This is a genomic window from Streptomyces sp. XD-27, from assembly GCF_030553055.1.
Taxonomy (GTDB): Bacteria; Actinomycetota; Actinomycetes; order Streptomycetales; family Streptomycetaceae; genus Streptomyces.
Map to the genome: position 1 here is coordinate 1 of NZ_CP130713.1, position 23045 is coordinate 23045.

General features: G+C 71.3%; 21 protein-coding genes. 1 reads left to right on the forward strand and 20 read right to left on the reverse strand.

Going from position 1 to position 23045, the window contains the following annotated elements:
- Window positions 1-755: 755 nt before the first annotated feature.
- The 8 genes from Q3Y56_RS00005 to Q3Y56_RS00035 all read right to left on the reverse strand — a co-directional run bounded on the left by Q3Y56_RS00005 (window position 756) and on the right by Q3Y56_RS00035 (window position 9201).
- A complete protein-coding gene (locus Q3Y56_RS00005) occupies window positions 756-902 on the reverse strand; it encodes a hypothetical protein (protein WP_304459945.1) in 147 nt (48 codons plus the stop codon).
- 104 nt (window positions 903-1006) lie between these two features.
- Window positions 1007-1645, reverse strand: a complete 639-nt coding sequence (locus Q3Y56_RS00010) for a hypothetical protein (RefSeq protein ID WP_304459946.1) — start codon at window positions 1643-1645, stop codon at window positions 1007-1009.
- Window positions 1646-1648: 3 nt separating this feature from the next.
- Window positions 1649-2668 (reverse strand): dihydrolipoamide S-succinyltransferase, encoded by a 1020-nt coding sequence (locus Q3Y56_RS00015; protein ID WP_304459947.1) that lies wholly within the window; start codon window positions 2666-2668, stop codon window positions 1649-1651.
- The gene (locus tag Q3Y56_RS00020; protein ID WP_369696837.1) at window positions 2587-5070 is read right to left on the reverse strand and encodes a DnaB-like helicase C-terminal domain-containing protein; all 2484 of its coding nucleotides are present in this window, start codon (window positions 5068-5070) and stop codon (window positions 2587-2589) included. The genes Q3Y56_RS00015 and Q3Y56_RS00020 overlap by 82 nt, the downstream gene beginning before the upstream one ends.
- Window positions 5071-5234: 164 nt before the next feature.
- On the reverse strand, window positions 5235-6755 hold the full coding sequence (locus tag Q3Y56_RS00025) for a hypothetical protein (protein ID WP_304459948.1): 1521 nt from the start codon (window positions 6753-6755) through the stop codon (window positions 5235-5237).
- Window positions 6752-7081, reverse strand: a complete 330-nt coding sequence (locus Q3Y56_RS00030) for a hypothetical protein (RefSeq protein ID WP_304459949.1) — start codon at window positions 7079-7081, stop codon at window positions 6752-6754. The genes Q3Y56_RS00025 and Q3Y56_RS00030 overlap by 4 nt, the downstream gene beginning before the upstream one ends.
- 622 nt (window positions 7082-7703) lie before the next feature.
- Window positions 7704-8312, reverse strand: a complete 609-nt coding sequence (locus Q3Y56_RS33245; protein ID WP_369696685.1) for a DUF6283 family protein — start codon at window positions 8310-8312, stop codon at window positions 7704-7706.
- 10 nt (window positions 8313-8322) lie between these two features.
- Window positions 8323-9201 carry a hypothetical protein gene (locus Q3Y56_RS00035; protein ID WP_304459950.1) on the reverse strand — a complete coding sequence of 293 codons (879 nt, stop codon included), beginning with the start codon at window positions 9199-9201 and terminating at the stop codon, window positions 8323-8325.
- A gap of 850 nt (window positions 9202-10051) precedes the next feature.
- Between Q3Y56_RS00035 and Q3Y56_RS00040 the strand changes: the two genes are divergently transcribed.
- Window positions 10052-10252, forward strand: coding sequence for a ferredoxin (locus Q3Y56_RS00040; protein ID WP_304465415.1), 201 nt, complete (start codon window positions 10052-10054; stop codon window positions 10250-10252).
- 269 nt (window positions 10253-10521) lie between these two features.
- Here the strand turns inward: Q3Y56_RS00040 and Q3Y56_RS00045 are convergent, their stop codons facing one another.
- The 12 genes from Q3Y56_RS00045 to Q3Y56_RS00100 form a co-directional block, all read right to left on the reverse strand.
- Window positions 10522-11631, reverse strand: a complete 1110-nt coding sequence (locus Q3Y56_RS00045; RefSeq protein ID WP_304459951.1) for a peptidoglycan bridge formation glycyltransferase FemA/FemB family protein — start codon at window positions 11629-11631, stop codon at window positions 10522-10524.
- Between the two features lie 263 nt (window positions 11632-11894).
- Entirely contained in the window at window positions 11895-13226 is a 1332-nt protein-coding gene (locus Q3Y56_RS00050) for a cation:proton antiporter (protein ID WP_304459952.1), read from the reverse strand.
- 216 nt (window positions 13227-13442) lie between these two features.
- Window positions 13443-14741, reverse strand: a complete 1299-nt coding sequence (gene dpgC, locus Q3Y56_RS00055) for a (3,5-dihydroxyphenyl)acetyl-CoA 1,2-dioxygenase DpgC (protein WP_304459953.1) — start codon at window positions 14739-14741, stop codon at window positions 13443-13445.
- The gene (locus Q3Y56_RS00060; protein ID WP_304459954.1) at window positions 14738-15037 is read right to left on the reverse strand and encodes a hypothetical protein; all 300 of its coding nucleotides are present in this window, start codon (window positions 15035-15037) and stop codon (window positions 14738-14740) included. The genes dpgC and Q3Y56_RS00060 overlap by 4 nt, the downstream gene beginning before the upstream one ends.
- Window positions 15034-15381, reverse strand: coding sequence for an enoyl-CoA-hydratase DpgB (gene dpgB, locus Q3Y56_RS00065; protein WP_304459955.1), 348 nt, complete (start codon window positions 15379-15381; stop codon window positions 15034-15036). The genes Q3Y56_RS00060 and dpgB overlap by 4 nt, the downstream gene beginning before the upstream one ends.
- A gap of 23 nt (window positions 15382-15404) precedes the next feature.
- On the reverse strand, window positions 15405-16505 hold the full coding sequence (gene dpgA, locus Q3Y56_RS00070; RefSeq protein WP_304459956.1) for a 3,5-dihydroxyphenylacetyl-CoA synthase DpgA: 1101 nt from the start codon (window positions 16503-16505) through the stop codon (window positions 15405-15407).
- Window positions 16506-16689: 184 nt separating this feature from the next.
- Window positions 16690-17766, reverse strand: a complete 1077-nt coding sequence (locus tag Q3Y56_RS00075; protein ID WP_304459957.1) for an alpha-hydroxy acid oxidase — start codon at window positions 17764-17766, stop codon at window positions 16690-16692.
- Window positions 17763-18794, reverse strand: coding sequence for a 4-hydroxyphenylpyruvate dioxygenase (gene hppD, locus Q3Y56_RS00080; protein ID WP_304465416.1), 1032 nt, complete (start codon window positions 18792-18794; stop codon window positions 17763-17765). The genes Q3Y56_RS00075 and hppD overlap by 4 nt, the downstream gene beginning before the upstream one ends.
- 220 nt (window positions 18795-19014) lie before the next feature.
- Window positions 19015-20214 (reverse strand): cytochrome P450, encoded by a 1200-nt coding sequence (locus Q3Y56_RS00085; protein ID WP_304459958.1) that lies wholly within the window; start codon window positions 20212-20214, stop codon window positions 19015-19017.
- A gap of 14 nt (window positions 20215-20228) precedes the next feature.
- The gene (locus Q3Y56_RS00090; protein ID WP_304459959.1) at window positions 20229-21104 is read right to left on the reverse strand and encodes a non-ribosomal peptide synthetase; all 876 of its coding nucleotides are present in this window, start codon (window positions 21102-21104) and stop codon (window positions 20229-20231) included.
- The gene (locus tag Q3Y56_RS00095; protein WP_304459960.1) at window positions 21104-21964 is read right to left on the reverse strand and encodes an AMP-binding protein; all 861 of its coding nucleotides are present in this window, start codon (window positions 21962-21964) and stop codon (window positions 21104-21106) included. Before Q3Y56_RS00095 ends, Q3Y56_RS00090 begins: the two co-directional genes overlap by 1 nt.
- 88 nt (window positions 21965-22052) lie before the next feature.
- Window positions 22053-22877 (reverse strand): alpha/beta fold hydrolase, encoded by an 825-nt coding sequence (locus tag Q3Y56_RS00100; RefSeq protein WP_369696686.1) that lies wholly within the window; start codon window positions 22875-22877, stop codon window positions 22053-22055.
- Window positions 22878-23045 lie beyond the last annotated feature (168 nt).

Consider the following 23045-nt stretch of genomic DNA (forward strand, 5'->3'; position numbering starts at 1 on the left):
TTGCTCCGCAACGCCAAGACTGGAGATGATCCGGGGTGGTGACTCTTCGTGGTGAAGGAGTCCGGCCGGTTGGTGGAGCGTGCTACGGGCTCTCTGGCGCCGGCTTCCGGTTCGTCTCGCTCTGATATGGTGTTTTCGCTGGTCAGAGCCTTGTGTTGTTGTTTTCCGGTGGGCCCGCGGCGCCCTCCGGGCTTCGTGGGCCCGGCCTCTCGGTGGTTACAATATGGCAGCTACGAGAGGTAGGTGGCAACGGGGCGCCGCTGCTGTCTTTCTGATGTCCCATCATATGAACTTGGTACGTGTCTTGGCAAGTGGTCTACACCTCTTGCTCTCCATTTTCGTATTCTAGCTGCCCGAAAGTGGCTCCGGAAGCCCTGGGGTTGGAAATCCTGACGGCCTCTCACAATGGCACGTGTGACCGGCGTTTCAATTGTACGTGTCGTCATGGAATGACCCGTAACAGATGGATGTTGAATTTCGCCACCGGACCCGTAATTTTTCGCTGCCGGGTCTTGTGATGGAGCGTTACGGGTTTGCGTGATCGCGCGAATTCAAAAGGAATTATGTGTTGCCTGTTGTACGGCGCTCTTCGGGCGGCCCCCGGCGGGCCGCAGGTCTTCGGTTGGCAGCTGGCTGCGCACGGCCGGCTCGTCCCGCCCGTCGCTCCACCGCGGAGGCGCAGCGGCGTGTCCTGGTAGGGGTTCGGCTCGTTGGAGGGGTTGGGGTGGCGTGTGCTCGCTTGGGGGCCAGCTTGTTCAGAGCTGCTTGTGCATCCAGGTCGGGAAGCGGTGGGTGCAGCTGGGGCAGTACAGGCGGTGCTGGATGGTCTGCCAGCCGAACGCGGTGGCCTTGACGTAGTGGGTCTCGGAGGCGTCGCAGGAGGCGCACACGGGCTGTTGCACGGTGGGTTCCCTCTGCTGGGCGGGCTCGGGGTGTGCCGGTCGGCGGGTCGGATACGGCAGGCGACGGGCCGGGCGGCGCACCGCGCGGCCCGGCATCGCAGGGTTCAGGCTCCGAGGCCGACGTAGGAGACGTAGGTGTAGGCGCCCCAGTCGCTGTCGAGGTCGCTGATGACGTCGTCCCAGATCTCCTCGAGCTTGTCGGCGTCGCCGGCGGCCATGGCGTCGACGGCGTCGTCCCAGATGTAGCGGACGGCGGGAAGGGCGCGGATGCCCTGGTCACCCATGAGGTTGCGGCGGCGAGCGTGGTCGTCGACGAGGTCCTGGTTGATGGGGTGGATCTCGACGGGGGTGCCGCGGCCGCGGTTGTTCAGGTGCTGCTTGAAGGCGCCGAGGTTGCGCAGCACGTTGTGGGCGCGGAGGTTCCAGTAGGCGGTGTCGATGAGGTCGAGGTTGGCTGGGCGGGGGTGTTGGGTGCCGGCGAACCAGTTGTTCATGGCGCGGTCCCGCACGGTGACGCCGGCCGTGCGGAGGGCCTGGCGGCCGGCGTCGCTGTTGAGGTAGTTCAGGCGGGCGCGCAGGCCTCGGTTGGTGGTGACGGCGGAGCGGATGCCGCCTTCGCGGATCTGGCGGGAGAGGGCTTCCTCCATGGCCTGGCCGAGGGCGCGGCCGCCGCGGATGTTCTCCGGTGAGCGGCCGGCGCCGAAGGCGCCGAAGTTGCGCCAGCCGCTGTCGTCGTACGGCATCGGTTATTTCCCCCCGAGGGTGTACAGGCGCTTTTCCTTCATTTCGGCTGGCATGCGGCCTTCCTTGAAGACCTGTCGCCAGTCGCCTCCGGCGACATGGAGCTCGTCAACACCGGATACCTGGACCAGGATAAGGCCATTCTGATGGGCCTTCCATGCTTTCAGCCAGAGGCTTGCGTTTGCCTGGGAGCGGATGGTGTGGACCCACTCGGGTCGGCGGATCTCGCTGTTCTTTGCTGAGTGGCCGATAGTCGAGGTGAACTTCGAATACATGGCCTTGACGTATTCGATCGTGGCCGTGTCGTCGTTCTCGATCGCGGTCTGGCGGGCTTGCTGGAGGACCCGGCGGAACTTCTCCAGCATCGCCTCGGAGGCGCCGGAGGTCCAGGACTCCAGGATCCGCGGGGCCTCGCACAGGTCCAGGTCGTGGCAGCGGATGAGGAGGCGCAGCGTGGCGTCGTCGAGGTAGTACGGGCCTGGCTCGATGCGGTTGCCGAGGGGGCTGGGCAGGTGGGGGTGGGTCCATTCGAAGTGGTCAACGCGGTGGATGCCGGCGCGGCGGCGGTCGAAGCCGCCGGTGGAGTCGTGCTGGAGTGTGCCGATGGGCAGGTGGGTCTTGAAGGCCGAGAGGTAGGCCGCGTTCGTGTCCAGAGCTGTCACGTCCACGGGGTCGTGCGTGCCCTTTTTGATTGCGGAGGCGAGGGGTTCGTTGCGCCATTTATGGCGGGCTTCCCATACCTCGTCGGGTTCGCCCTGGGAGGGCTTGGCCAGGAAATCGAGGGAGCGGGGGTAGGCGGTGTGGACGTAATTCCCGCCGACCCGGGTCAGTTTGAACAGGGCCATCGAGTCCGGCACGGCTTTTCGGACCAGGGCCTTGGTCGCGGCTTCCACGTCCCCGTCGTGCTCTTGGAGGGCCTGGTCCACCGCGTCGGTGATCTTGTTCAGGAAGAAGGTGTAGACCCGCGCGCTCGTTCGGCTCGCCGGGACGTCCGCGTCCGGCGGCGCGGTCGTGTCTTGGAACACCGCCGACGGCAGTTCCTCGGGCGCCTCCGGCGCCTCCAGGGGTCGGTCGGCCTGCTCGCCGGGCGCAGCAGGCGCGGCGGCGGGGGCTGCGGGGCGGGCTCGGTGACGCTCAGCGCCGCGACGGCCGCCGCGGGTGCGGGCGGGAGGGCGTCGGGGGCGATGCCGGCCGCGGCCGCGGCGGCGGCGTAGGCGTCCAGTGCGGCGCGCAGGCGGGCGGCGTCGGGGGTCTTGGGCAGGCGCAGGCGCCGGGTGGCGAGCTCGGCGGCCCGGGCCCGGGCCGCGGGCAGAGCGCCAGTGTTCTCGGGCTGCTGCGCGGCCCGGAGCGTGTGGAGCACGTTCGTCGCGGCCGCGGACAGCTTCTCCGGTCCGCTCGTGAACACCGCTGCCGCGTCCAGGAGCTCGGTCTCGACGGCCGCCAGCCCCGCGTCCGGCCCCGGAGCGGCCGGGGCGTCGACGGGCTGTGCGTCGGCGGGCTGCGGGAAGCGCATGGGCCAGGTCCCGGCCCACCGCGGAGCCGCGGCCGAGGGACCCGGGGCGGGCGCCGTGGACGCGGGCGCAGCAGGGGCGGAGTACGCGGTGGCGTAAGCCGCGAGCGCGGCCTGAAGACGGGCGCCTTCAGGGGTGTCGGGCATGCGCGGGGTACGGGCGGCAAGGTCGGCCATCGTCCGGCGCAGCCCCGCCAGCACGGCGGCCTGCTCCGGCTCCGGGCGCGCACCGGCCGCCACCGCCCCCTCGCGCTCGCCAACGGCGGCGGTGGGGGCGGCGGAGGTGGTGGTGGCAGTGCGGGCGTCGCGGAGAGCGGCCATCGTGCCCGTCAGCCGCGCCGACAAACCGCCCTGGGCCCCGGCGAGGAAGGGGAACGCCGCCTCCAGGAGCTCCACCTCGGCCGCCTCCAGGCGCTCCCCGGCGACCGGCGTGGGGGCGGGGGCGGTTGTCGAGGAGCCGGGCCCGGTGTGTGCGACGGCCGGGCCGGTGGGCGGCGCGGCCACGGCACCCCCGGCCGGGGCGGCGGGCTCGGTGTCCGCGGGGCCGGCGGGGGCCTGCGGCGCAGTGGCGGCGGTCAGGCCGGGGGCAGCGGGCTCGCCCGGGTGGGCGGGGGCGGAAGTGGCGGGGCTGTGCGGGCCGGTGACGGCCTGTCCGGTCACCGGCCCGCACGAGGGCCCAGCAGCGGGCTCAACGGGCGCGTACGGGGCGGGGAGAGTCGTTGAGGCGGGTCCGGGGCCGTGCGCGGCGGGGCGGTCGGTGGTGCTGGGGCGCTGGGTGCCGTCCGGGTGCCCGGCGTCGTCGGGGCGGTAGCCCTGGGCGGCGGCGTACTCAAGGAAGGCGGTGAGCGCGGCCGCCAGGCGGCGGCCGTTGGCGGTGTCGGGCAGGTGCGGGCCGTGGGCGGCGGCCTCGGTCACCGCCCGCTGGGACGAGGAGAGCTCGAGGTCCTGGGCGTCGAAGCGGCGGACCAGAACGGGCAGGACCCCGCGCAGGTCTTCGGGGAGCTCGCCGAGGGCGCCGGGCTCCGTGTAGGGGCGTGCCGCGGTGACGACGTCGGCGGTGACCGCCTCGCCCTGCTGGCCGGCGAACGCGCGCATGGCGTCGAAGCGCGGGACGGGCTCGGTGAACCGGGCGCGGGCGAGGTCGGCGGTCAGCGGGAAGGCGGCCAGGTGGCCGAAGTCGCGTTCTGCGACGGTCAGCTCGGCGTGCTGACGGCCGCGGGGGAACGTCAGGGTCAGGGTGAGGCCGGGCGCGAGCGCGGCGATGGCGTCGGGGTCGTCGGTGTCCAGCGCGGCCAGGACGGGGACGTGGTGGGTGCGGGCGAGGTGGGCCAGCGCCCGGGCGGCGGCCGGGAGCGCAGGGCCGGACAGCGGAATGGCGGGGTCGTGGGCGTGCTGGAGCCGGTCCACGACCACCAGCGCCAAGCCCTGAACGTCCGGCACGGTCTGCGCGATCGCGTCGGCGGTCAGACCCGTGCCGTCATCGATGAGCAGCGGCGCACCGGCCAGCTGCGCACGCACCCCGGCGGCGGCCTCGAGCTCGGCGGCCGTCAGGGCACCGGTGCGCAGGCGGCGGTAGTCCACCGGTGTGTGTGCGGCGACGATCCGCGCGGCCACGTCGTTACGGGTCAGGCCCGAAGCGGCGTAGAGGACGGGGAGGTTGTGGGTCAGGGCGGTGTGACGGGCGGCCGCGGCGGCAAGGAGGCTTCCCCCGGCGCCGGGCGCAGCGGCGATCAGGGTCAGGCGGCCGGGGGTCAGGGTGGCGAGCGCGTGGTCCAGGGCGGGCAGACCGAACACGACGGGGCCATCCGCGCGGGGGGTGGTGGTGGCCGGGGTGGCGGGGTCGAGGAGTTCGTCCAGCACGGTTGCGAGGCCCTGGAGGCGACGAGGACGCGACACCACGGCCGTGGCCTCGGGCACGGGGGTGGGGGTGGGGGTGGTGTCGCCGGGCCCGGGTGAATTGTCGGGCGCAGCAACAGCGGTGGTGTCCGGGGTGGGGGCGACCCCGGGCGCGGCCGGCTTGCTGACGACGTTGCGGGTGGGAGGCGGGGCGCTGTCAGTGGAGGGCTCGTCGGCTGGCGTTGTCAGGGAAGTCGCTGCAGTGGTCGGCGGTGTCGGGGCGGCGGGCTCGGCGGCGGCCGGAGCCGGGAACGCGGGCGCGGGCGGGACGGCCGTGTCGGGGGTGCCGGGCGCGGCCGGGGGCGTCGTTGCCACGGCACCGGGAACGGGAGCGTCCAGGGCAACGTCGGCGGGGAGCAGCGTGGCGGCGGGGGCGGCACCATCATCGTCGGCGACCGGTGGCGGCGTCTCGGCGGCTTCGGGAGCGTCGTCCTCGGGTGCCGTCGGCGCAGCGGCCCGGGCGGCACCGCGCGCAGCGGCGGGGGCGGGGCGGGGGAAGGTGCGGCCGGGGCGCCCGACGGCGCATCAGTCCCCTCTCCCCCGCCGGTTACGGAGGCGGGCTCCACCGGAACGGGCAGGCCTTTGCCGGGCGCAGCCGGCCGGGTCGGCCCGGTGTCGGCAGGGACGGCGTCGGGGCCGGCCAGTGGGCTCACGGGACGCGAGGGCGCCGGGTCCGGGGCTGGTGGTACGGGCGCCGGGGGCGTGGTCGGCGCCACGGACGCGGGCGCGGGCGGGTGCGCGGGCCCAGCCGGGGCAGCGTCGGCGGGGGCGGCTGCGTCGGTGGGGGCGGCGGACGCCACGTCACCAGCGGTCACGGGGGTGGCCGGGGCGCCGGGGGCGGTGGCCGGGGGCGTGCTCGCCTCCGGCGCCCTGCCGGACGCGACGGGCGCGGAGGCGCCGGACCCTGCCGGGGCGGCCGGGGCGGCGGCGCCGTCCGTGGGCAGCGGGGTCCCGGCGGAAGCGGATACCGCCGGGGCACCAGGACCGCCGGGGCCGCCGGGGCCGCCGGGGCCGCCGGGGCCGCCGGGGCCGCCGGGGCCGCCGGGGCCGCCGGGGCCGCCGGGCACAGTGATAGGGCCGCCGTCGGCAGGGAGCAGCGCGGCATCGAGGAGGACCGCGACCGGCGTCGTCCGGTCCATGAGCACCTGCGGGACTCCTGGGGCCTGGGGGGTGCCGGCCGCGGCGGCGACGAGGTCACCGAGCTTCGGGCGGGCCTTCGTCCGCGGCCACGACGGCCACGACCCCACACGCGCACGCGAGTCCGCGTCCAGACGCCCCAGCGGGACCAGCGCCGCGGTCAGCTTGCCCTTCCAGATCAGCGTCACCCGCCCCTCATCGCTGGCGGCGTCCACCAGTTGATACAGGCGGGGACGAGCCGCGGACACCAGCAACGACACCGGCTCATCGCCGGAAGACGCCGCAGCGCCGGGCGCGGTCGCCAGCACCCCCACCCCCTCAACGCCCCCAGCAGCAGCGGGAACGGGAGCGGGAGCGGCAGGAGCAGCGGACGCCGAGGAGTCCGTACCCGGCACGGCAGGCGCGGCAGCGGCGGGAGAGATGGCCGGCGGACGGCCGGACGCGGCCGGGTCCGATGCGGCAGCGCGGCCGGGGGCGGCCAGGGTGTCGGGGGCGGCCAGGGTGTCGGGGGCGGCGGTCTCCGGGCCGGGCACGGTGGCGGGCAGCGGTTCCCGCGACGTGGCGGTCAAGCGGTGGCGGATGAGCACATGTGATTCCAGGTTGGCCAGAGCGGGACGCTGAAGGATGTCCTCGAGGCGGTCGTCACCGGCCAGGACCAGGGGAAGCGGTCCGGTACCCCGTGCGCCCACAGTCCGTAGAGCAGCTCCAGGGCGGTGGTGCGCAGTTGGTGGGCGTCGGGCACGATCACCAGACGTGCGCTCCGCCGGAGCTCCGCAGCGATCAGTTCCTCGGCGTCGGCCAGGACCCTCGGCCGGGAGCGGTGCCGGTCAAGCCCCAGCGCGGTGTACAGGGCGCGGACCATGGCGGAGCGGTCCCGGGGTGCGTCCGGGCGCACCCACACCACCGTCGGGCCCGGGGCCGTCACCGGGTGTGCCGCGAGAGCGGCCCTCACCACAGTGCCCGGGGTGGAGCCAGGGCCGGTCACACAGCCGATCGCCCGGTTTGTGATGACTTCCCGGAGATCCTCTGCCAGAGGAAGAACCGGAAGCGCCGCAGCGGCGGAGGCGGCATCCAGACCAGAAGCCGGGGTGGGGACGGGAGACGCGGGCGCAGCAGCGGCGGGGTCCTGCGGCGACGACGCGGGAGACATCAACAACTCCAAAGAGATGACACGAGGAACAAGAGACGCGGGCAGAGAACACGGGCAGGAGACCGGGATAACAAGAGGCGTGGCCAGGGCCCGGAACGGCCAGCGGGAAACGGTAGGCAGGCGGGGTTCAGAACGGCGCCACCCTCGCCGGGGCGCGGAGCGCGTCCTTGCGCACTGCGGGGAAGAGGTGCACGGCCGGCCGGAGAGTTCTCTGGCGAGGTCCTCAGCCCTGGCCGGCAACCGCCCGCACGCCCTCTCCCAACGCTGGCCGGAGACGGTACGTGCCTGGTGGTCCCCATCCGGCCGGCGGGCACGCGTACGGCCCGCGGCCACACGGCGGCAGCGCCCGGCGCGGCTAGCGACGGCATCAGCAACAGCTCCAGCAGCGAAAGGTCAGAGGGTCAACGAGAGGGGCAGAACGCGGTGGCGGGAGGTGGGGTCTGGAGCAGCGGGACGTCAAGGGGGAGCTCTCTTCACCCCGGGCAGTGACGTCGGCCCTGGCGTCGGCCGCGTGCAGCTGCGCGGCGCGTGCTTCGAGCAACGCGTCCAGGCTCGCGTAGAGCCGGGGCCAGCCCGGCCGTGGGGCAAGAGCCTGGCCTGGCAGAGAGTCGAACACGATCGCCAGCCGCACAGCCAGATGGTGCGCGCCGACCACGGCGAGCCAGCCACCACACCAGCGGAAGGCGTGTGCGGTGTCCGGCTGGTCCAGATGGCACGCGACGACCGGTGCATCCAGCGGCGCTTCCGCGCCCGGCCGCCCGTCCGCCCGCCGCAGCATCGCGATGTCCTCTTCGAAGAACGCGGTCAGGTCAGCATCCGTGCGCCACGGGCACCGCGCACACGGAAACTCCCGGAACTCACGCTCCACACCAGCCTCGAGCCTGCAGACCTGCACCTGCCGAGACACCGACCACAACCACGCAACGCATGACGGCACAACCGGCGAGCACAGACCACAACAACAACGCCCCGGCACGGGAGTTGAGTCACCCCCACCCAGACACGTAACACCCTACCCTACCCGACCCGTAACAGACGGCGCCAGCGACACAGACGGGGACGTAACAAATCGAACGAGGGGGCGGGGGCGGGACCGGCAGGGACAGGCCGAAGGCCCGCAGGCCCGGACCGGAGGTCGGCCGGCAAGACATGACCAACGCAGGGCAGAAGCCCGGGACTCGGCCGGCAGACCATGAACCCGGGCAAAGCACGGGAGAGCCGCTACAAACCGTCGGGGGCCGGAACACCCAGCCAGCAGACACAGAACAACCGGCTTGGAAGGCCTCGAGCAGGGCGCGGTCGGCGGCGTCCGTGCGGTTCGTCAACGCCGTGGCGGGCAGACCGAACGCGGTCAGCAGCTGCGGCAGGGCCGGTTTCACCGCCACCAGCGCTTGGTGCACCGGGATCCGGCGCGGCAGCAGCCGCAGCGCCTGATGCACCGCGACGGTCTTGCCGTGCCCAGGGTCCCCGTACACGCACACGATCCCGTGGGCGGCGAAGGTGTGCGCGAGTGCCTCGGTGACAGCGCCGAGCTGCCGCGTGGAGACGACGTGCGCGCCCGGTACGTACAGACGCGTCCCCTCGGCCAGTGGCGAAGCAGGGACACGGCCGGCGTCCTCGTGGGTCTCGGCCGGCACGGCGACGGCGGGCGGGGCCTGGCCCGTCTCGTCGATCGTGCCCAGCAGTGCCAGCTCGGCCAACGCCCGGTCATAGGCGGCCGGATCGACCCAGGCATAGCCGGGACGAGAAAGGTCAAGGACACGGCCCGCACGCCGTTGTCGGTGCACCGCCTCATGCAGCGTCGTCAGCGACGGCAACCGGTCCCGGCCCGCAGCGGGAAGCACCTCATCGACGTGCTCGGTCATCCAGCGATGCAAGGCCTTCACGTTCCCGCCCAGCTCCCCAGCCGGGCCCACAACGCGTCCGTCAGCGTGAACGCGGAACGCCGCCGGGCAGGTTCCAGTGGCCCGCCGTTCTCCGCCACTGCTAGCCAACGCCACACCGTCCGCACCTGCCGACTGCGCAGCAATCCGGACATGCACCGTCTGCAGCGTTCCGGCCTCGTCCAACGCGAGAAGACGCCGCACCACCACAGACCGCAGCAGCGCCCGGTTCCGCGCCCTGGTGACGTCAGCCGGCCTTTCGCTCCCCGCCACAAGCGTCGACACCGGCATCGGCGATGGTGAGGAAGACGGATCAGCTGTCATACCGGCCAGCCCACACCCCGGTCCTGATCAAGAACACAGGAATACTCATCCCCGTGACAGCCAGAGATGGGGTGTACTAGCCGGAACTCTCAATCCATAGCAGCTAATTGGTCATCCCATGACAGCCAAGATCCAGCACACTCCGCCGACCAAGGTGCTGGTAAACAGGCCATCCACCACATCAGAACCCGCTGCCGATCAACCCACCGTCACAACACCGAGCATTCACACCGCAGACGCCACCAGGCCGTCGCCCGCGCCTGTCACTACCGCAGACGTATCCCTGCCTGGTACGACTTCCTCGAACCAGCCCGTCCTCATAGCGGCTTGAGCTGCTGGTCGGCAGCGCCGAGGCCAGGGCGGCATGGGCGGCGAAGACGTCGATCTGGCAGTTCTCAGCCCGCCCTGGCTGTACCGGAGTACTGCCGCTGTACTCCAACGCCCTGCGACGAAGTCCGCCATCATGTTGGTGACGGGCCCCACACAGAGAAACAGGTTAAGGACCATGATGCGCGTTAAGGTCGACGTTCCCAGCTGTGTTGCCTCGGGCCAGTGCGTGATGCTCGCCCCCGACGTCTTCGACCAGCGGGACGAGGACGGCACGGTCGAACTCCTCGATGACACTCCGCCCTCCGAACTCCACGACGCTATACGCGAGTCGGCCACCATGTGCCCTGGGGCAGCGATCCAGGTCGGGGAGTCGTCGTAACCGCCGCACCCGATCGAGTCGTCATCGTCCGTACCCTGGCTCGTCAGCGATGAGTGTGATGGTGCCGGTGTGGCGGACCGCTGCCACCTCGGCTTGCCTCGGGCTGCCGCTCCTGGGCGCGCGCCAGGCGCTCAACGCGTCGGCCGCCGCGGCGAACTCCCCCTCGCTGTGGCCGCGGCGGCGCTGACCACCGCCTTGCCGCAAGCGATGTGACTGGTCAAGGCCCCTCGGGGCGCGTCGCGACGACGTCGCGGCCGCGGGTGAGCGGTTCAGCGGCCGCGCCGCCTCATATAGAGGTCGAAGGCCCGGTAGACCATCCGCCGCAGCGGCAGGTCCCACTCACCGACGTACCGCGTCGCCTGACCGCCGGTGCCGACTTTGAACTGAACAAGGCCGACGTGCGGGTCGTCGGCGTCGAGGGTGGGGGTGATGCCACGCAGGTCGTAGACGTCGCAGCCGGCCGCGAGCGAGTCACGGATCATCGCCCACTGGCAGGCGTTGGAGGCACGCACCTCGCGCTTCGCGGTGGAGGAGGCGCCATAGGCGTACACAGCGTGGGCGCCGACTCGGACCAGGACCGTGGCGGCGGCCAAGTCGCCCTGGTGGCGGGCCAGGTAGAGCTTGATCCGCTCGGGGTCCTCGGCACTCAGCGCCGCGAACATGGTCTCGAAGTAGCGCAGCGGCCGGGGTGTGAAGTGGTCGCGCTCGGCGGTGTGGACGTAGAGGTCGTGGAACGCCTTGAGGTCCTCCGGGCCCCCGTGGCCGACCGTGACCTCGACTCCCTCCTTGGCCGACTTCTTGATGTTGCGGCGCCACTGCTGGTTCATGCCCCTGAGCAGTTCGTCCTCGGTCCTGCCTACCAGCGGGACCTCGTACTTGAACTGTGGGTGCCCGACCCCGAACCCGTCCTCCGGGCTCTGCGGCAGCCAGCCGGCGCCCCGGAGCCTGCTGGCCACGCGGGCACCGACCGGGTCGGTCCAGTGGCCGGTGATGTCGGTGAGCCGTTTGCGGCCCGGGTCGGCGATGCCCTCCTTGACCTGGGCGGCGCTCCAGGTGTGCGTGCGCACCGGCGGGCCGAGCCGGATCGCGAACGCGCCGTGGGCCTTGAGGTAGGCCGCCAGCGGATCGAGCCAAGCACCGATGTCGCCGCTCCAGTCGATGACCGGGCCCTCGGGTAGATACGCCAGCGTGAAGCGGTCGAGCCTTGGCACTGGGCGGTGCAGTACGAGCCCAGCACCAACCAGGTGTCGCCCCTCGAACCAGCCGAGGGACTCGCTGCGCCACTCGGTCTTGACGCCGCCCCATGCCGGGGTCTGCAGAAAGCTGACCGACCGCTGGGCCCGTACGAACGCCATGTGCTCGGCGGCGGTGATCGGCATGACCACCGGTTTCACGGCTGTGGATCGCATTGCTTCGCTGGGGGGTTGAAGGACATGTCATCAGTCAATGTAGTGGGGTGTTGCCGGGGTGTATGCGATTCTCGATATGCCGACGATATGTCACCCTCGGCGGCTCAGGAGCTGGTTCCGGCCACCACCGGCCGGTGGCTCCAGGGCGGGGAGCGGAATTCGGCCGCTCCGCGCCACTTCGGCGGCCGGCCGCAGCCGCCCCCGGCCACGTGTCTGCGGCGGGTACGCGCACATCAGTGCATGTCGGTGGTCGTCAGGGGGCGTGGTGCCGGTGCCGGAGGGGGCGCTTCGCTGCCCAGGGACAGCTCCAGGTGGTGCGGGAGCGCCCGGCGGTACAGTGGCAGGACCGCAGCGCTCGTGATGACGGCGACCATGACGAGAACAGAGAACACCGGCTTGGTGATCAGGCCCTGTGCCAAGCCGATGTTGATGAAGACGATGATCATCAGGCCGCGGGCGTTCATCAGCCCTCCCACCGCGAAGGCCTCGCGCCAGCTGAAGCGGAGTGTCTTCATGGCCAGGGCGCTGCCGAAGTACTTGCCCGCGAATCCCGCCAGGAGCGCGGCGACGCCGAACAGCAGGGTGTGGGCCGAGAGGCTCCGCAGGTCGGTGGTGAGGCCGGACAGGGCGAAGAAGACGGGCAGCAGCAGCGTGGAGACGGTGTCCATCATCCGGCTGTGCAGCGCTTGGCGGAACTGCGGGTCACGGGGCATGGCCAGGCCGGCGATGAAGCCGCCGAAGACCGAGTAGATCCCGATCAGATCGGTGACGTATCCGCAGACGATCGGGACGATGACGACGACGTACATCGCGCCGGGACTCAGCGTGCCCTGTCGGCCCACGTGCCGTGCCAGCGGCCGCAGCAGCCGGGACACTCCGAGCAGCATCACGACGGTGAACAGGACGCTGTAGCCGATCATGGGCAGAGCGTCGGCGGCCCCGGAGCCGGTGTGCACGGCCGTCAGCATGGCCAGGAAGCACCAGGCCGCCGCGTCGTCGATCGAGGCGGCGACCAGGGACAGCCGCCCCAGGCGGGAGTTCTGCAGGCCCCGCTCGTACAGCATGCGGGCCAGCATGGGGAGCGCTGTGAGGGACAGCGCACCGCCTACGAAGAGGGCGAACTCCCACCGGCTGACGTCCTCGCGCGAGACGTCGTCCCACATCAGCAGGCCGACGAGACCGCCGAGGACGAGGGAGGGCACGAACCCCGAAGCGGCGAGGACCGCCGGGTGGTGCTTGCGATCGGACTCCTGACGGCTGTGGTCGAGGCCGGCGCCGACGAGGAACATGTAGAGCGTCAGGCCGATGGTGCTCAGGACGTACAGCACCGACCGTGCCTCCGCCGGGAAGACGTCCGCCTGGAGATCGGGTGCCAGCCAGCCGAAGAGGGTCGGGCCCAGCAGGATGCCGGCGATGATTTCGCCGAGCACCCGTGGCTGTCCGAGCATGACCGCGAGCCTGCCGATCACGGCCGCCGCGAGCAAGATGACCGCCAGTGCGGGAAGCACGTCGAGCGCCAGTTCGAGGTTGCTGTCGCGCACGGCCAAGGACATATGGTCCTGCATGGGAATGGGGTCCCTTTGAGTCGGGTGCCAAAGGCTGTCGTCAGTGAGCCCGCTCGCCCGGCCCCGGTCGGCACCGCGAGCCGCACGTGCGGGTCGGCCTCGGCGTTGCTCCAGGCCTCGCCGAGGCCGACGTGCGCGGGCCGGTGGGGGGCGGTCAGCCCCTCGGGCCGGTCAAGGGGTGACATGCCCCTTCTTGACGTACGTACTGGATGCGGGTCAGGTCCGCCTCGCGGCGAACCGGCCCACCTTGTCGATGACATCGGCGCCGTACAGCCGCAGCGCCTGCTGGAGTGCGAACTCCGCCATGTAGCAGCGGAACTCCTCGGGCGGCTCGTCGGACAGATTCAGCATCCGGCGGTTGGCGAGCACCGCTTCCCCGCCCAGCCGTTCCAAGGTCCGCTCGATCGCGGCGTCCAGGTCGGCGGGTTCGGCGACCTCGTCGACGATCAGGCGGGCGTCCGGCTCGCTCGCCCACAGCCGTCGGCCGCCGAGGATCACCTGCCGGGCGGCGCGTGGGCCGAGCGACCGGGTGAGGCGGAAGTTCGCGACACCCGGGATGATGCCTTCCTTGGCGGCGGGCAGGCTGAGGTAGGCGTCGGACGCGGCCAGCACGTGGTCGAAGACGAGCAGCAGCTGGGTGCCGCCGCCGATCGCGAACGCGTCGACGGCGGCCGCCCACGGCTTGTCCGCGTACGGCGGCCGCCACCCGCCGTCGTCCAGGCGGAGCCCGCGAACGATCTTGTTGATGTAGCCGAGTTCGCGGCGGAGCAGGAACCCGACGAGCGGAATGTCGCCCGACGACAGGTACTTGAGATTGATTCCGGCACTGAACACGCGCCTGCCTCGGTAGCGCGGATGGCTCATCTCGCCGCCGCGCACGAACCCGACCTTGACGTCCTCGTCAAGCAGCGCCAGGTCGACCGCGGTCTCCATGTCCTCGACCTGCTGCTCGTCCTCGGCGTTGAGGCGGTCGTGGCGGCACATCGTCAGGTGGGCCACGCCGTCGCGCCGCTCAAGGCGGACGGCCTCGGTCTCCAGGAGGCCGGTCCGCCGGAACTCCGGGAGCAGTGCGAGCGCCCGCGGGGTCGGTCGGAGCATCGCGTCGACCAAGTGCGGGCCCGTGACGGGCGAGCCGAGCACCGCCCGCAGGAAGATGCCCTGGTCGATCTCCCGGCCTTCCTTGTCCGCCTGGACCCGCGACCGCTCGTCCGCGAGCTGTGCCGCGGTCGGGACCAGGCCGGGGAAGACCTCGGCGGCCTCCGTGACCAGGGCTTCGATGCGCAAGTCGCGGCCGTCGGTGAGGCGGGCGTACACCTCCTGGACGTGCTCGGCCAGGAACCGCTCGCGCAGGCGGCGCACCTCGTCCTGGGCGGTGGCGGCCTCGGCCCGTTGGCCGGGGGTCCGTCGCGTCGGCTCGGGCAGGGCGGCGAGCAGGTCGTCGACCCGCTCGGCCGCCTTGTGCAGCGTCTCCCCGGCGGCGGTGAGGCCGCTCGGAAGGGTGTGCGCGATCGTCATGCGGACGGTCCCGTTCGGCGCAGGGAGCGGTCGCAGGCAGCGAGGTGCCTGCCGAGCGCGTCCTCGAAGGCGGTGGAGCCGGCTTCGAAGATCAGCTGCCGGCGAATCGCCATCTCCGTGCCGTCCACGGCACCGGCCGCCTCGGCCAGGGCGGCCAGCGTCGTCGCCGGGTCCTCGGTCACCTCGTCGACCAGGTTGAGCGCGAGCGCGCGGTCCGCCTCGATCGGGGTCCCGAGCAGCACGGCCCGCCGGATGCCTGCCGCGCCGGCCTGCTGGGTGAGCCGGTGCACGGTCATCCCGGCCAGGTGGCACCGCCTGCCCAGGAGGGCAGCAGCCGGGTGCCGGGAGCGGCGATCCGGACGTCGGCGGCGAGGAGGACATCCAGCGCCGTGCCGGCGCAGTCGCCCGACGCCACCGCGACCGTGAGCCGGCCGAGCCGTTCGAACCGGCGCACCGCCCGTTCCCATTTGGAGACCACCCCGACGGTCAGCTCCGTCGCCCAGCCGGCCGGTGGGACGCCCGTGACGTGGACGGTGACCGGGCCGGATTCCCGATGGTCGTCGGCGCGGTCGCAGAGATCGACCATCTCCTCGATGGACTCGGCCGACAGGGGCCGCGTGCCGTCCAGGCGCAGCATCATTTCGCCATCCGTTCCGCCGCGCGTCACCACTGGATCAGCGCCGTCTCGATCGAGGATCCGGGCCCCATGGTCATCAGCACGCCGTAGTCGCCTGGCCGGGCGACGTCCTCTTCGGCCAGTCGCTCGTAGGAGAAGATGAAGGAGCCGCTGGAGAGGTTGCCGTAGTCGCGGAGCACGCCGGTGGTGTGCCGAGCGTCGTGCCGGCTCAGGCCGAGGTTGACCACGACGGCGTCGATCACCTTCTTGCCGCCGGAGTGCACCAGCCACTGGCTGATGTCGCTGCGGCGCAGCCCCGTTCCGGACAGCAGGCGGTCGACGACGATCTCGGCGTGCGCGCCGACCACGTAGGGGATCTGCGGGTCGAGGAAGAAGCTGAACCGGTCCAGTTGCCGGTCCCATTCGTAGCGCATCGCGTCGATCGCGTCGGTGATGATGTAGCTCGCGAACTTCAGCACGCGCGGGCCGGGCGCCCTGCCGTCACCGGAGGTGACGGCGAGGGCGGCGGCTCCTTCGCCGAACAGACTGTTGACCACCGCGGTCCGCATCGTGCCGTCCAGGGCATACGCGGCGGAGCACGCCTCGGTGCACAGGACGACACCGAGTTCGCCCGGGTGCGCCGCGGACCAGCCCGCGACCACGTTGAGCGCGTTCAGACCCGCGTTGCATCCCATGCCCACGATGTCCGAACGGCTGCAATGCGGATCTATCCCGAGTTCCCGGATGATCAGCGCGCTCAGGCCGGGAGTCAGGAAGCCGGTCGAGGTGACGCAGCACAGGTGACGCAGGTCCTCAAGACTCGACCCCGCCGACTTCAGGCAGGCCTCGAGCGCACGGCACCCCATGTCGACGGCGATCTTCTTGTGTTTGTCCAGCAGATCGCCCTGGGGTTCGGGTACGCGCACTCCGCCGGGGCCCTCCGGCGGAAGCGTGAGAAAGCGCCGGTCGATCGCGCTGTTAAGGAAGACCGAGCGGATCTTGGGGTCCTCGATGTCGAGGATGTCGAGCAGCTCGGATTGCGAGTACGAGGTGTCGGACACCGCGGTCCCGACCCCTGCGAACCTGGTGATCTCGGTGAGTCCGGTGAGAACGGAAAGATCCGCCGCCGGAGCGATACTGGTAGTCATCGATACATCCAGCCCCATGTCCTGAGCTTGCTACGGCGTACTGGCTTTATCTGTGACGCGGTCATCAATCTCTCCTTTCGCAGATATGGATGGGCACGGTGAACGCGGCTCGGCCGCCTCGTGCTGGCGAGGGCGGGCATTCCCGAGGTATCGAACGCCGGACGCCGGCGCCTCTCGCGGAGCATCAGCCGTACCGGGGCCTTCTCGTGCTCAGCCGGCCGGCCGCGTCCACCGACTCGCAGCCCGCCAGGCCCATCGCGTCCCGGAGTTCGGCGGCGAGCAGGTCGAGCACCTGTCGTACGCCGTCCTGACCGGCCGTGGCAAGGCCCCACATGACGGGGCGTCCGACGAGCACGGCCGACGCGCCGAGGGCGATGGCCTTGAGGATGTCCCCGCCACTGCGGATGCCCCCGTCCATCAGCACCTGGCAGCCGCCGCCGATCGCGGCGGCGATCTCGCCCAGTACCTCGGTTCCGGGCACGGCACCGTCCAGCTGACGGCCTCCGTGGTTGGACACCACGATGCCGCTGACACCTGCCTCGACGGCACGGCGGGCGTCCTCGACAGCGAGAATCCCCTTCAGCACCACCGGCAGGTTCGTGCGCGCGCACACCGCCGCCACAGCGTCCCAGTTGGCCGGGGCGAACTCGCGCGCGGTGTGGTCGGCCACGGCCGACACCCCTAGGGTTCGGCGGTGCGCGGCCGCGGAGGATGCGAAGTTGGCAGCCGTCACCCACTCCGGCAGCGCGAAGCCGTTGCGCATGTCGCGCAACCGCCGCCCCATCCACGGTACGTCGACGGTGAAGACGATCGCCTCACAGCCCGCGTCCTCCGCCCTGCGCACCAGGTCCAGAGACCGTTTCTGGTCCCGCAGCCAGTACAGCTGGAACCACGGCCGGCCACCGACGGCAGCGATCTCCTCCAGCGGAACGCTGCTCATGGTGCAGATGACGTACGGCACGCCGGCGTCCCGGGCCGCGCGCGCCGCCGCGAGTTCACCACCGGGGTGGAACAGCCGCTGGTACGCGATCGGCGCGACGCCCATCGGCAGTGCGGCACGCTTGCCGAGGACATCGGCCCCGGTGCCGCTCTCGGTCAGGTCACGCAACACCCGGGGCACCACGAAGGTTTGCTCGAGTGCGGTGCGGTTGGCCGCCAGAGAGGCCTCGGTGCCGCTGCCCCCGGCGAGGAAGTCCCAGATCTGGCCGGGGAGGGCGTCCCGGGCGGCACGTTCGAAATCGGCGAGGTGCACGTACGTCATCGGCGGATGGCACCAGGCTCGCTCTGGCCGGTCCGTCCCAGTTCCACGGCTTCGTACAGGGCCTTGATGTTGGCGCTGCCGAACGTCTCCGCTCCCTGCCTCTCGATGATCTCGAAGAAGAGCGTCCGCCGTGGATGAGTGGAAGCGGTGAAGATCTGGAACATCTGGCCGCCGTGATCCTCGTCGGCGAGCACGTTCGTCGCCCGCAGATCGTCCAGTTTGTGCGTCTCCAGAGCGATCCGCTCACCGAGCAGGTCGTAGTAGGCCGCCGGTGTCTTCAGGAACTCCACCCCGCGCCGGGACAGCGCCTGGACCGAGCGGACCGCGTCGTCGCTGGTGAACGCGATGTGCTGGACACCAGCTCCGTGGTGGTCCTTGAGGAAGTCGTCGATCTGGCCCGGGTCGGCGCTCTCGTCGGGCTCGATCATCGTGAGGGTGACCGCTCCCGACGCGCTCTGCACGACGATGGAGTTCATCGCCTGGTCACCGACCACGATGTGCTCCTCGAAGATCTGCCGGAACCCCAGTGCCCGCTCGTAGAACTCCACCGTGGGGCCGAGGTTGCCCCCGCTCAGGCAGACCGCGAAGTGATCGATCCCGAGCAGGTCCACGTCTCCCCCGCGAGGGCCCTTCGCCTGTGGCGAGGCGGTGGTTCCGTCCCTCTGGACCAGGGTGTGCACCATGTCGCCGAAGCCGACGACGGCGGCCGTGACGGCCGGTCCGCCCGGCTCCGCCTCGTCGAGCCGCGCCGGCTCTCGGACCGCTACGGCCCCGGCCCGCACGGCGGCGTCGAAAGCGGCGGCCGCGTCCGGAGTGCGCAGCGCGATATCGGCCACACCGTCGCCGTGCGCCTGGAGGTAGATCGTCGCCGGATGCCGGTCCGACGTCGGCTCGGTGAGGACAAGCTTTATCGACCCCTGGCACAGCGTGACGCTCCGGTGATCCGTGGAGCGGCTCGTGCCGGTGACGGCGAAATCATACTTGTCCACCCAGCCGAAAGCGGCCTCCTCGAGATTACCGACATACATTTCCACGTAGTCGATCTCGAAATTCTGCACAGCGCTCAAGACTTCCTCCATGAAATGGAACGGATAGCTGCCCATTCACAGCATGACCGCGAGTCACATTCGCATCAACGGTGTCAATTTGACGTCTGCCGGGCACAGACGTCATGGATACCGGTTGGACAAGTCCCGGTTATGCCCCGGAAATACCCGCCACACCCGCCCCGGCGCACCGGCTCCCGGGTCAACGCCCCGTGAACCGCACCGGGAGTTCCCGGTACCCCTGCACGGCGATCGCGCGCAACCAGGTGGGCTCCCGCACCAGTTCCACCCGTGACACCCGCTGGGCCAGCACGCGCAACACGACCGACAGCTCGATCCGGGCGAGTGCGGAACCGAGGCAGTGGTGCACCCCGTGGCCGAACGTGATGTGCCGATTGGGCTTTCGCCCGGGGCGGAACGCGTCGGGGTCGTCGAACACGGCGGGATCCCTGTTCGCGGCGGGCAGCCACGCGACCACCGGCGTGCCGGGCGGCAGGTGACGGCCGTTGACCGTGACCTCGTCGGTCGTCACCCGGAGCACGTGCATCGCCGGCGAGGTCCAGCGCAGCACCTCCTCCACGACGGTGTCGACGTCCGCGCTCCCGTCGCGCAGGTCACTCAGCAGGCCGGGCACCGTGGCGAGCGCGTGCACCGCACCGGTGATCGCGTGCCGGGTGGTCTCGTTGCCCCCGATCAGTACGTTGTCGCAGTTGAGCAGTACGTCGTCGAGGGTGAGGCCGTCGTCGGCCACCAGCGTGCTGACGAGGTCGGCGCCGGGGCGCTCGCGGCGCCCGGCGATCAACTCGTGGAAGTAGACGAGGATCTCGGTGTGGGCCTGACGCGGCGTCATCCCGTCGAACCATTCGTCCGCACCACCGAACGCGTGATTGGTCAGCTCGATGAGCAGGTCCTGGTCCTCGGCCGGTACGCCGAGGATGTCGCACACGACCGCGGCCGGGACGCGTGAGCCGATCGCCGGGGCCACGTCGCACACCCCGCCGTCGAGCGCCTGGTCGAGCACGCCGTCCACCTCGGTCCGCACTCGCTCCACAAGCGCCTGCGCGGCCGCTCTGGAGAGCAGCGGTCCGACCAGCTTGCGCAGCCTGCGGTGCTGCTGCCGTTCGGAGACCACCATCATCCGGCCGCCCGAGGTGTCCGGATGGTCGCGGTCGAAGCCGATCATCATTCCGTACTCGGAGGTGAACGGCGCGGTGGGCGCGAGGACCGCGGCACACGCCCGGTGTGAGAACACGGACCAGAACCCGTTGGGCGAACTGCCCGGTTCGCTCCACACCATCGCGTCGTCCGCCGCGAGCGCGCGCCAGCGGGTGTGCCGGTCGAGCGTCGTGTACAGATCGGGGTCGCCGAGATCGACCTCTTCGACGGTTTTCGTCATCCGCATGGAGGGTCTCCAGGTCACGTCGGTGTGCCGTCGAGCACCTTGGCGAGTTGTGCCACGGTCGGCGCGTTGAAGAAGGCCTGCACCCGCAGCCGCACGTTCAAGGTCTCGCGGATGCGGGCCACCAGCCGGGTCGCGAGCAGCGAGTGGCCGCCGACCTCGAAGAAGCTGTCCTCGACGCCGACGCTGCTGACGCCGAGCACTTCGGCGAACAACGTGGCCAGGAGGGCCTCCGTGGGCGTGTTCGGCGCTCGCCCCGCGCTCGCGCGTGGGGCGCTCGCGGGCTCGGGCAGGGCGGCTCGGTCGACCTTGCCGTTCGGCGACGTCGGCAGCCGCGGCAGGTCGACGACCACGTCGGGTACCAGGTAGGAGGGCAACCGCCGGCGCAGCCGCGCCAGGAGGTGCTCGACGGCCACCGGCGCGCCCGCCGTGCCGACCACATACGCGACCAGCCTGTTCTCGTGCTCGATCACCACCGCCTGGGCCACCCCGTCCACGTCGAACAGGGCGGCCTCGACCTCGCCCGGCTCGATCCGGTGGCCACGGACCTTCAGCTGGTCGTCGGCGCGGCCGACGAAGACGAGCTGGCCGTCCGATCGCGCCCGCACCCGGTCGCCGGTGCGGTACATGCGGTCGCCCGGGCCGCCGAACGGGTCCGGCAGGAACCGCTGCGCGGTGGCCGCCGGCCGGTGCAGGTATCCGCGGGCGAGGCCGGGGCCGGTCATGTACAGCTCGCCCACGTCCCCGTCCGGGACGGCCTTCATCCGGTCGTCCAGAACGTACGTACGGACGCCGGTGATCGGCCTGCCGATCGGCGGTGTTCCCTCGCCGGTCAGCGGCTCGCTCGCGGTCACCGCGACGGTGGCCTCGGTCGGGCCGTACGCGTTGATCATCACGCGGTCGGTGGCCCAGCGTTTCGCGACCGGTGCCGGGCACGCCTCCCCGCGACCAGGAGGGTAAGGCCCGCGGGTAAGCCACCGGCTTCCTCCAGCGGTGCAAGGGCGGTCGGCGGCAAGGTGATGTGGGTGATGCCCTGGTCACGCACCAGCCGGGCGAGCGGCTCGCCCGGGACCAGGTCCTCGGCGGGAGCAAGGACCAGACAGCCGCCGGCCAGCCAGATCGGCCAGAACTCGGCGACGGAGGCGTCGAAGCTGGGGGACGCGAACGCCAGCAACCTGCTGTCCGGTTGCTGTTGCTGGCGGCGCACGTAATCGGCGGCCAGGTTCGGGATCCCGCGGTGCGTGACCAGCACGCCCTTCGGTCGTCCGGTCGAGCCCGAGGTGTAGATGACGTACGCGGGGTGGTCGGGAAGCAAGGGGCTGAGCCGGTCGTGGTCGTCCAGGTTCGGCTCGGACCGGGACGGCTCCCGTTCCACGCGCAGGACCGCGGGAGCGCCGGCCACGTCCTGCCCCGGCAGGGACAACACGCAGTGCGCTGACGCGTCGTCCAGCATCTGCCGCCTGCGTTCCTCCGGATAGTCGGGGTTGACGGGCACGTACGCGGCACCGGCCTTGAGCACGGCCAGGACCGCGATGACGAACTCGATCGACCGTGGCATCACCGTGGCCACCAGGCGTTCCGGGCCGACGCCGTGCTCGACAAGCCGACGCGCGAACCGGTTGGCCTCCCCGTTCAGCTCGGCGTAGGTCAGTGTGGTGTCACCCATCGCCGCCGCCGGCCGGTCCGGCATCGCCGCGGCGGTCGCCTCGAACAGCGCGGGCGCCGTGGACGGCAGCAGGTTCACGTCGGTCATGCTCGCCTCTCCGCGGCTCCACGGGCATCCGCGACCGTGTCGGCGGGGTGCCCGGCACGACCCGGGTGGCGGGCTGACTCATGGGGTGTCATGCGGTCTTCTCCAATCGCGCGCGGGACTCGGTGCGCAGGAGCCGGATCAGCTCGCGGTTCACCGCTTCCGGGTTCTCCAGGTAGCCGAAGTGCCCGCACCCGGGAATCGTGCGGTGCGTCGCGCCGGGAATCGCGGCGGCCAGCTCTCGTCCGGCCGCCGGCGGTGCTACGAGGTCGTACTCGAACGAGACGACGTGGCAGGGCACTTTGATCCCGCGGTAGGCCTGGAGACGGTCGGGCAACGCGCTCAGCAGCAGCTGCGCGCGGACTCCCGGCCCTTCCATGCCTGACGCCTCGAGCAGGTCGAGCCAGTCGGCGGTGAGGTCGTCGTCGGTGAGGGTCGCGGGCCCCAGGTTGAGGAGGGCGCGAACGGCGGCGAGGTACCCCCGCGGCAGCTCGGCAGCTCGTTCGATCAGCTCCGCCTCGGCCTCCGCGAGCACCCGCTGGACGAGACTGCTCCTGCCACAGGCCGCCATCAGCACGACCGTGTCCAGCAGTTCGGGGCGGGCGAGTGCCAGCTCCTGTGCGATGTAGGAGCCCATCGAGGTGCCGACCACGCGGCACGGCGCCGCGCCGAGGTGCTCGATCAGGGCGGCCGTGTCCGCGACGAGGTCGTCGATGGTGAACCCGTCCGCGCCGGTGTCGCTGGGCGGAATCCCGCGGTTGTCCATGGTGATCACGCGGAACCCGGCGGCGCGGAACGCGGGCACCTGGTGCAGGTCCCACACCGAACTCGGCGCCCCGGTGCCGGTCAGGAACAGGACGGGCGAAGTGTCGCCGTGGTCGTGGTAGGACAGCCGGATCCCGTTCTCCGTTGTCATCAACATGCCGGTCCTCCCCCGCTCGCCGCACGTCCACTGCGCGACGGAGTTCTCGTTTTCCGCAACGGTTGTGTGCTCCCCAGGTGCTGTGGCATGCGTGTGACCGTACCTTCGGATATCGAGCATCTGGAAGAGCGGACATAGACGTCCACGATTTCCGACACGCTC

Bases quoted from the DNA above. Each gene is read 5' to 3' on its own strand.
- Q3Y56_RS00010 (WP_304459946.1), bottom strand. From the start codon at position 1,645: ATGCCGTACGACGACAGCGGCTGGCGCAACTTCGGCGCCTTCGGCGCC.
- Q3Y56_RS00035 (WP_304459950.1), bottom strand. From the start codon at position 9,201: ATGACCGAGCACGTCGATGAGGTGCTTCCCGCTGCGGGCCGGGACCGG.
- Q3Y56_RS00040 (WP_304465415.1), top strand. From the start codon at position 10,052: ATGCGCGTTAAGGTCGACGTTCCCAGCTGTGTTGCCTCGGGCCAGTGC.
- Q3Y56_RS00045 (WP_304459951.1), bottom strand. From the start codon at position 11,631: ATGCCGATCACCGCCGCCGAGCACATGGCGTTCGTACGGGCCCAGCGG.
- Q3Y56_RS00050 (WP_304459952.1), bottom strand. From the start codon at position 13,226: ATGCAGGACCATATGTCCTTGGCCGTGCGCGACAGCAACCTCGAACTG.
- dpgC (WP_304459953.1), bottom strand. From the start codon at position 14,741: ATGACGATCGCGCACACCCTTCCGAGCGGCCTCACCGCCGCCGGGGAG.
- Q3Y56_RS00060 (WP_304459954.1), bottom strand. From the start codon at position 15,037: ATGACCGTGCACCGGCTCACCCAGCAGGCCGGCGCGGCAGGCATCCGG.
- dpgB (WP_304459955.1), bottom strand. From the start codon at position 15,381: ATGATGCTGCGCCTGGACGGCACGCGGCCCCTGTCGGCCGAGTCCATC.
- dpgA (WP_304459956.1), bottom strand. From the start codon at position 16,505: ATGACTACCAGTATCGCTCCGGCGGCGGATCTTTCCGTTCTCACCGGA.
- Q3Y56_RS00075 (WP_304459957.1), bottom strand. From the start codon at position 17,766: ATGACGTACGTGCACCTCGCCGATTTCGAACGTGCCGCCCGGGACGCC.
- hppD (WP_304465416.1), bottom strand. From the start codon at position 18,794: ATGTATGTCGGTAATCTCGAGGAGGCCGCTTTCGGCTGGGTGGACAAG.
- Q3Y56_RS00085 (WP_304459958.1), bottom strand. From the start codon at position 20,214: ATGCGGATGACGAAAACCGTCGAAGAGGTCGATCTCGGCGACCCCGAT.
- Q3Y56_RS00090 (WP_304459959.1), bottom strand. From the start codon at position 21,104: ATGATCAACGCGTACGGCCCGACCGAGGCCACCGTCGCGGTGACCGCG.
- Q3Y56_RS00095 (WP_304459960.1), bottom strand. From the start codon at position 21,964: ATGACCGACGTGAACCTGCTGCCGTCCACGGCGCCCGCGCTGTTCGAG.
- Q3Y56_RS00100 (WP_369696686.1), bottom strand. From the start codon at position 22,877: ATGACAACGGAGAACGGGATCCGGCTGTCCTACCACGACCACGGCGAC.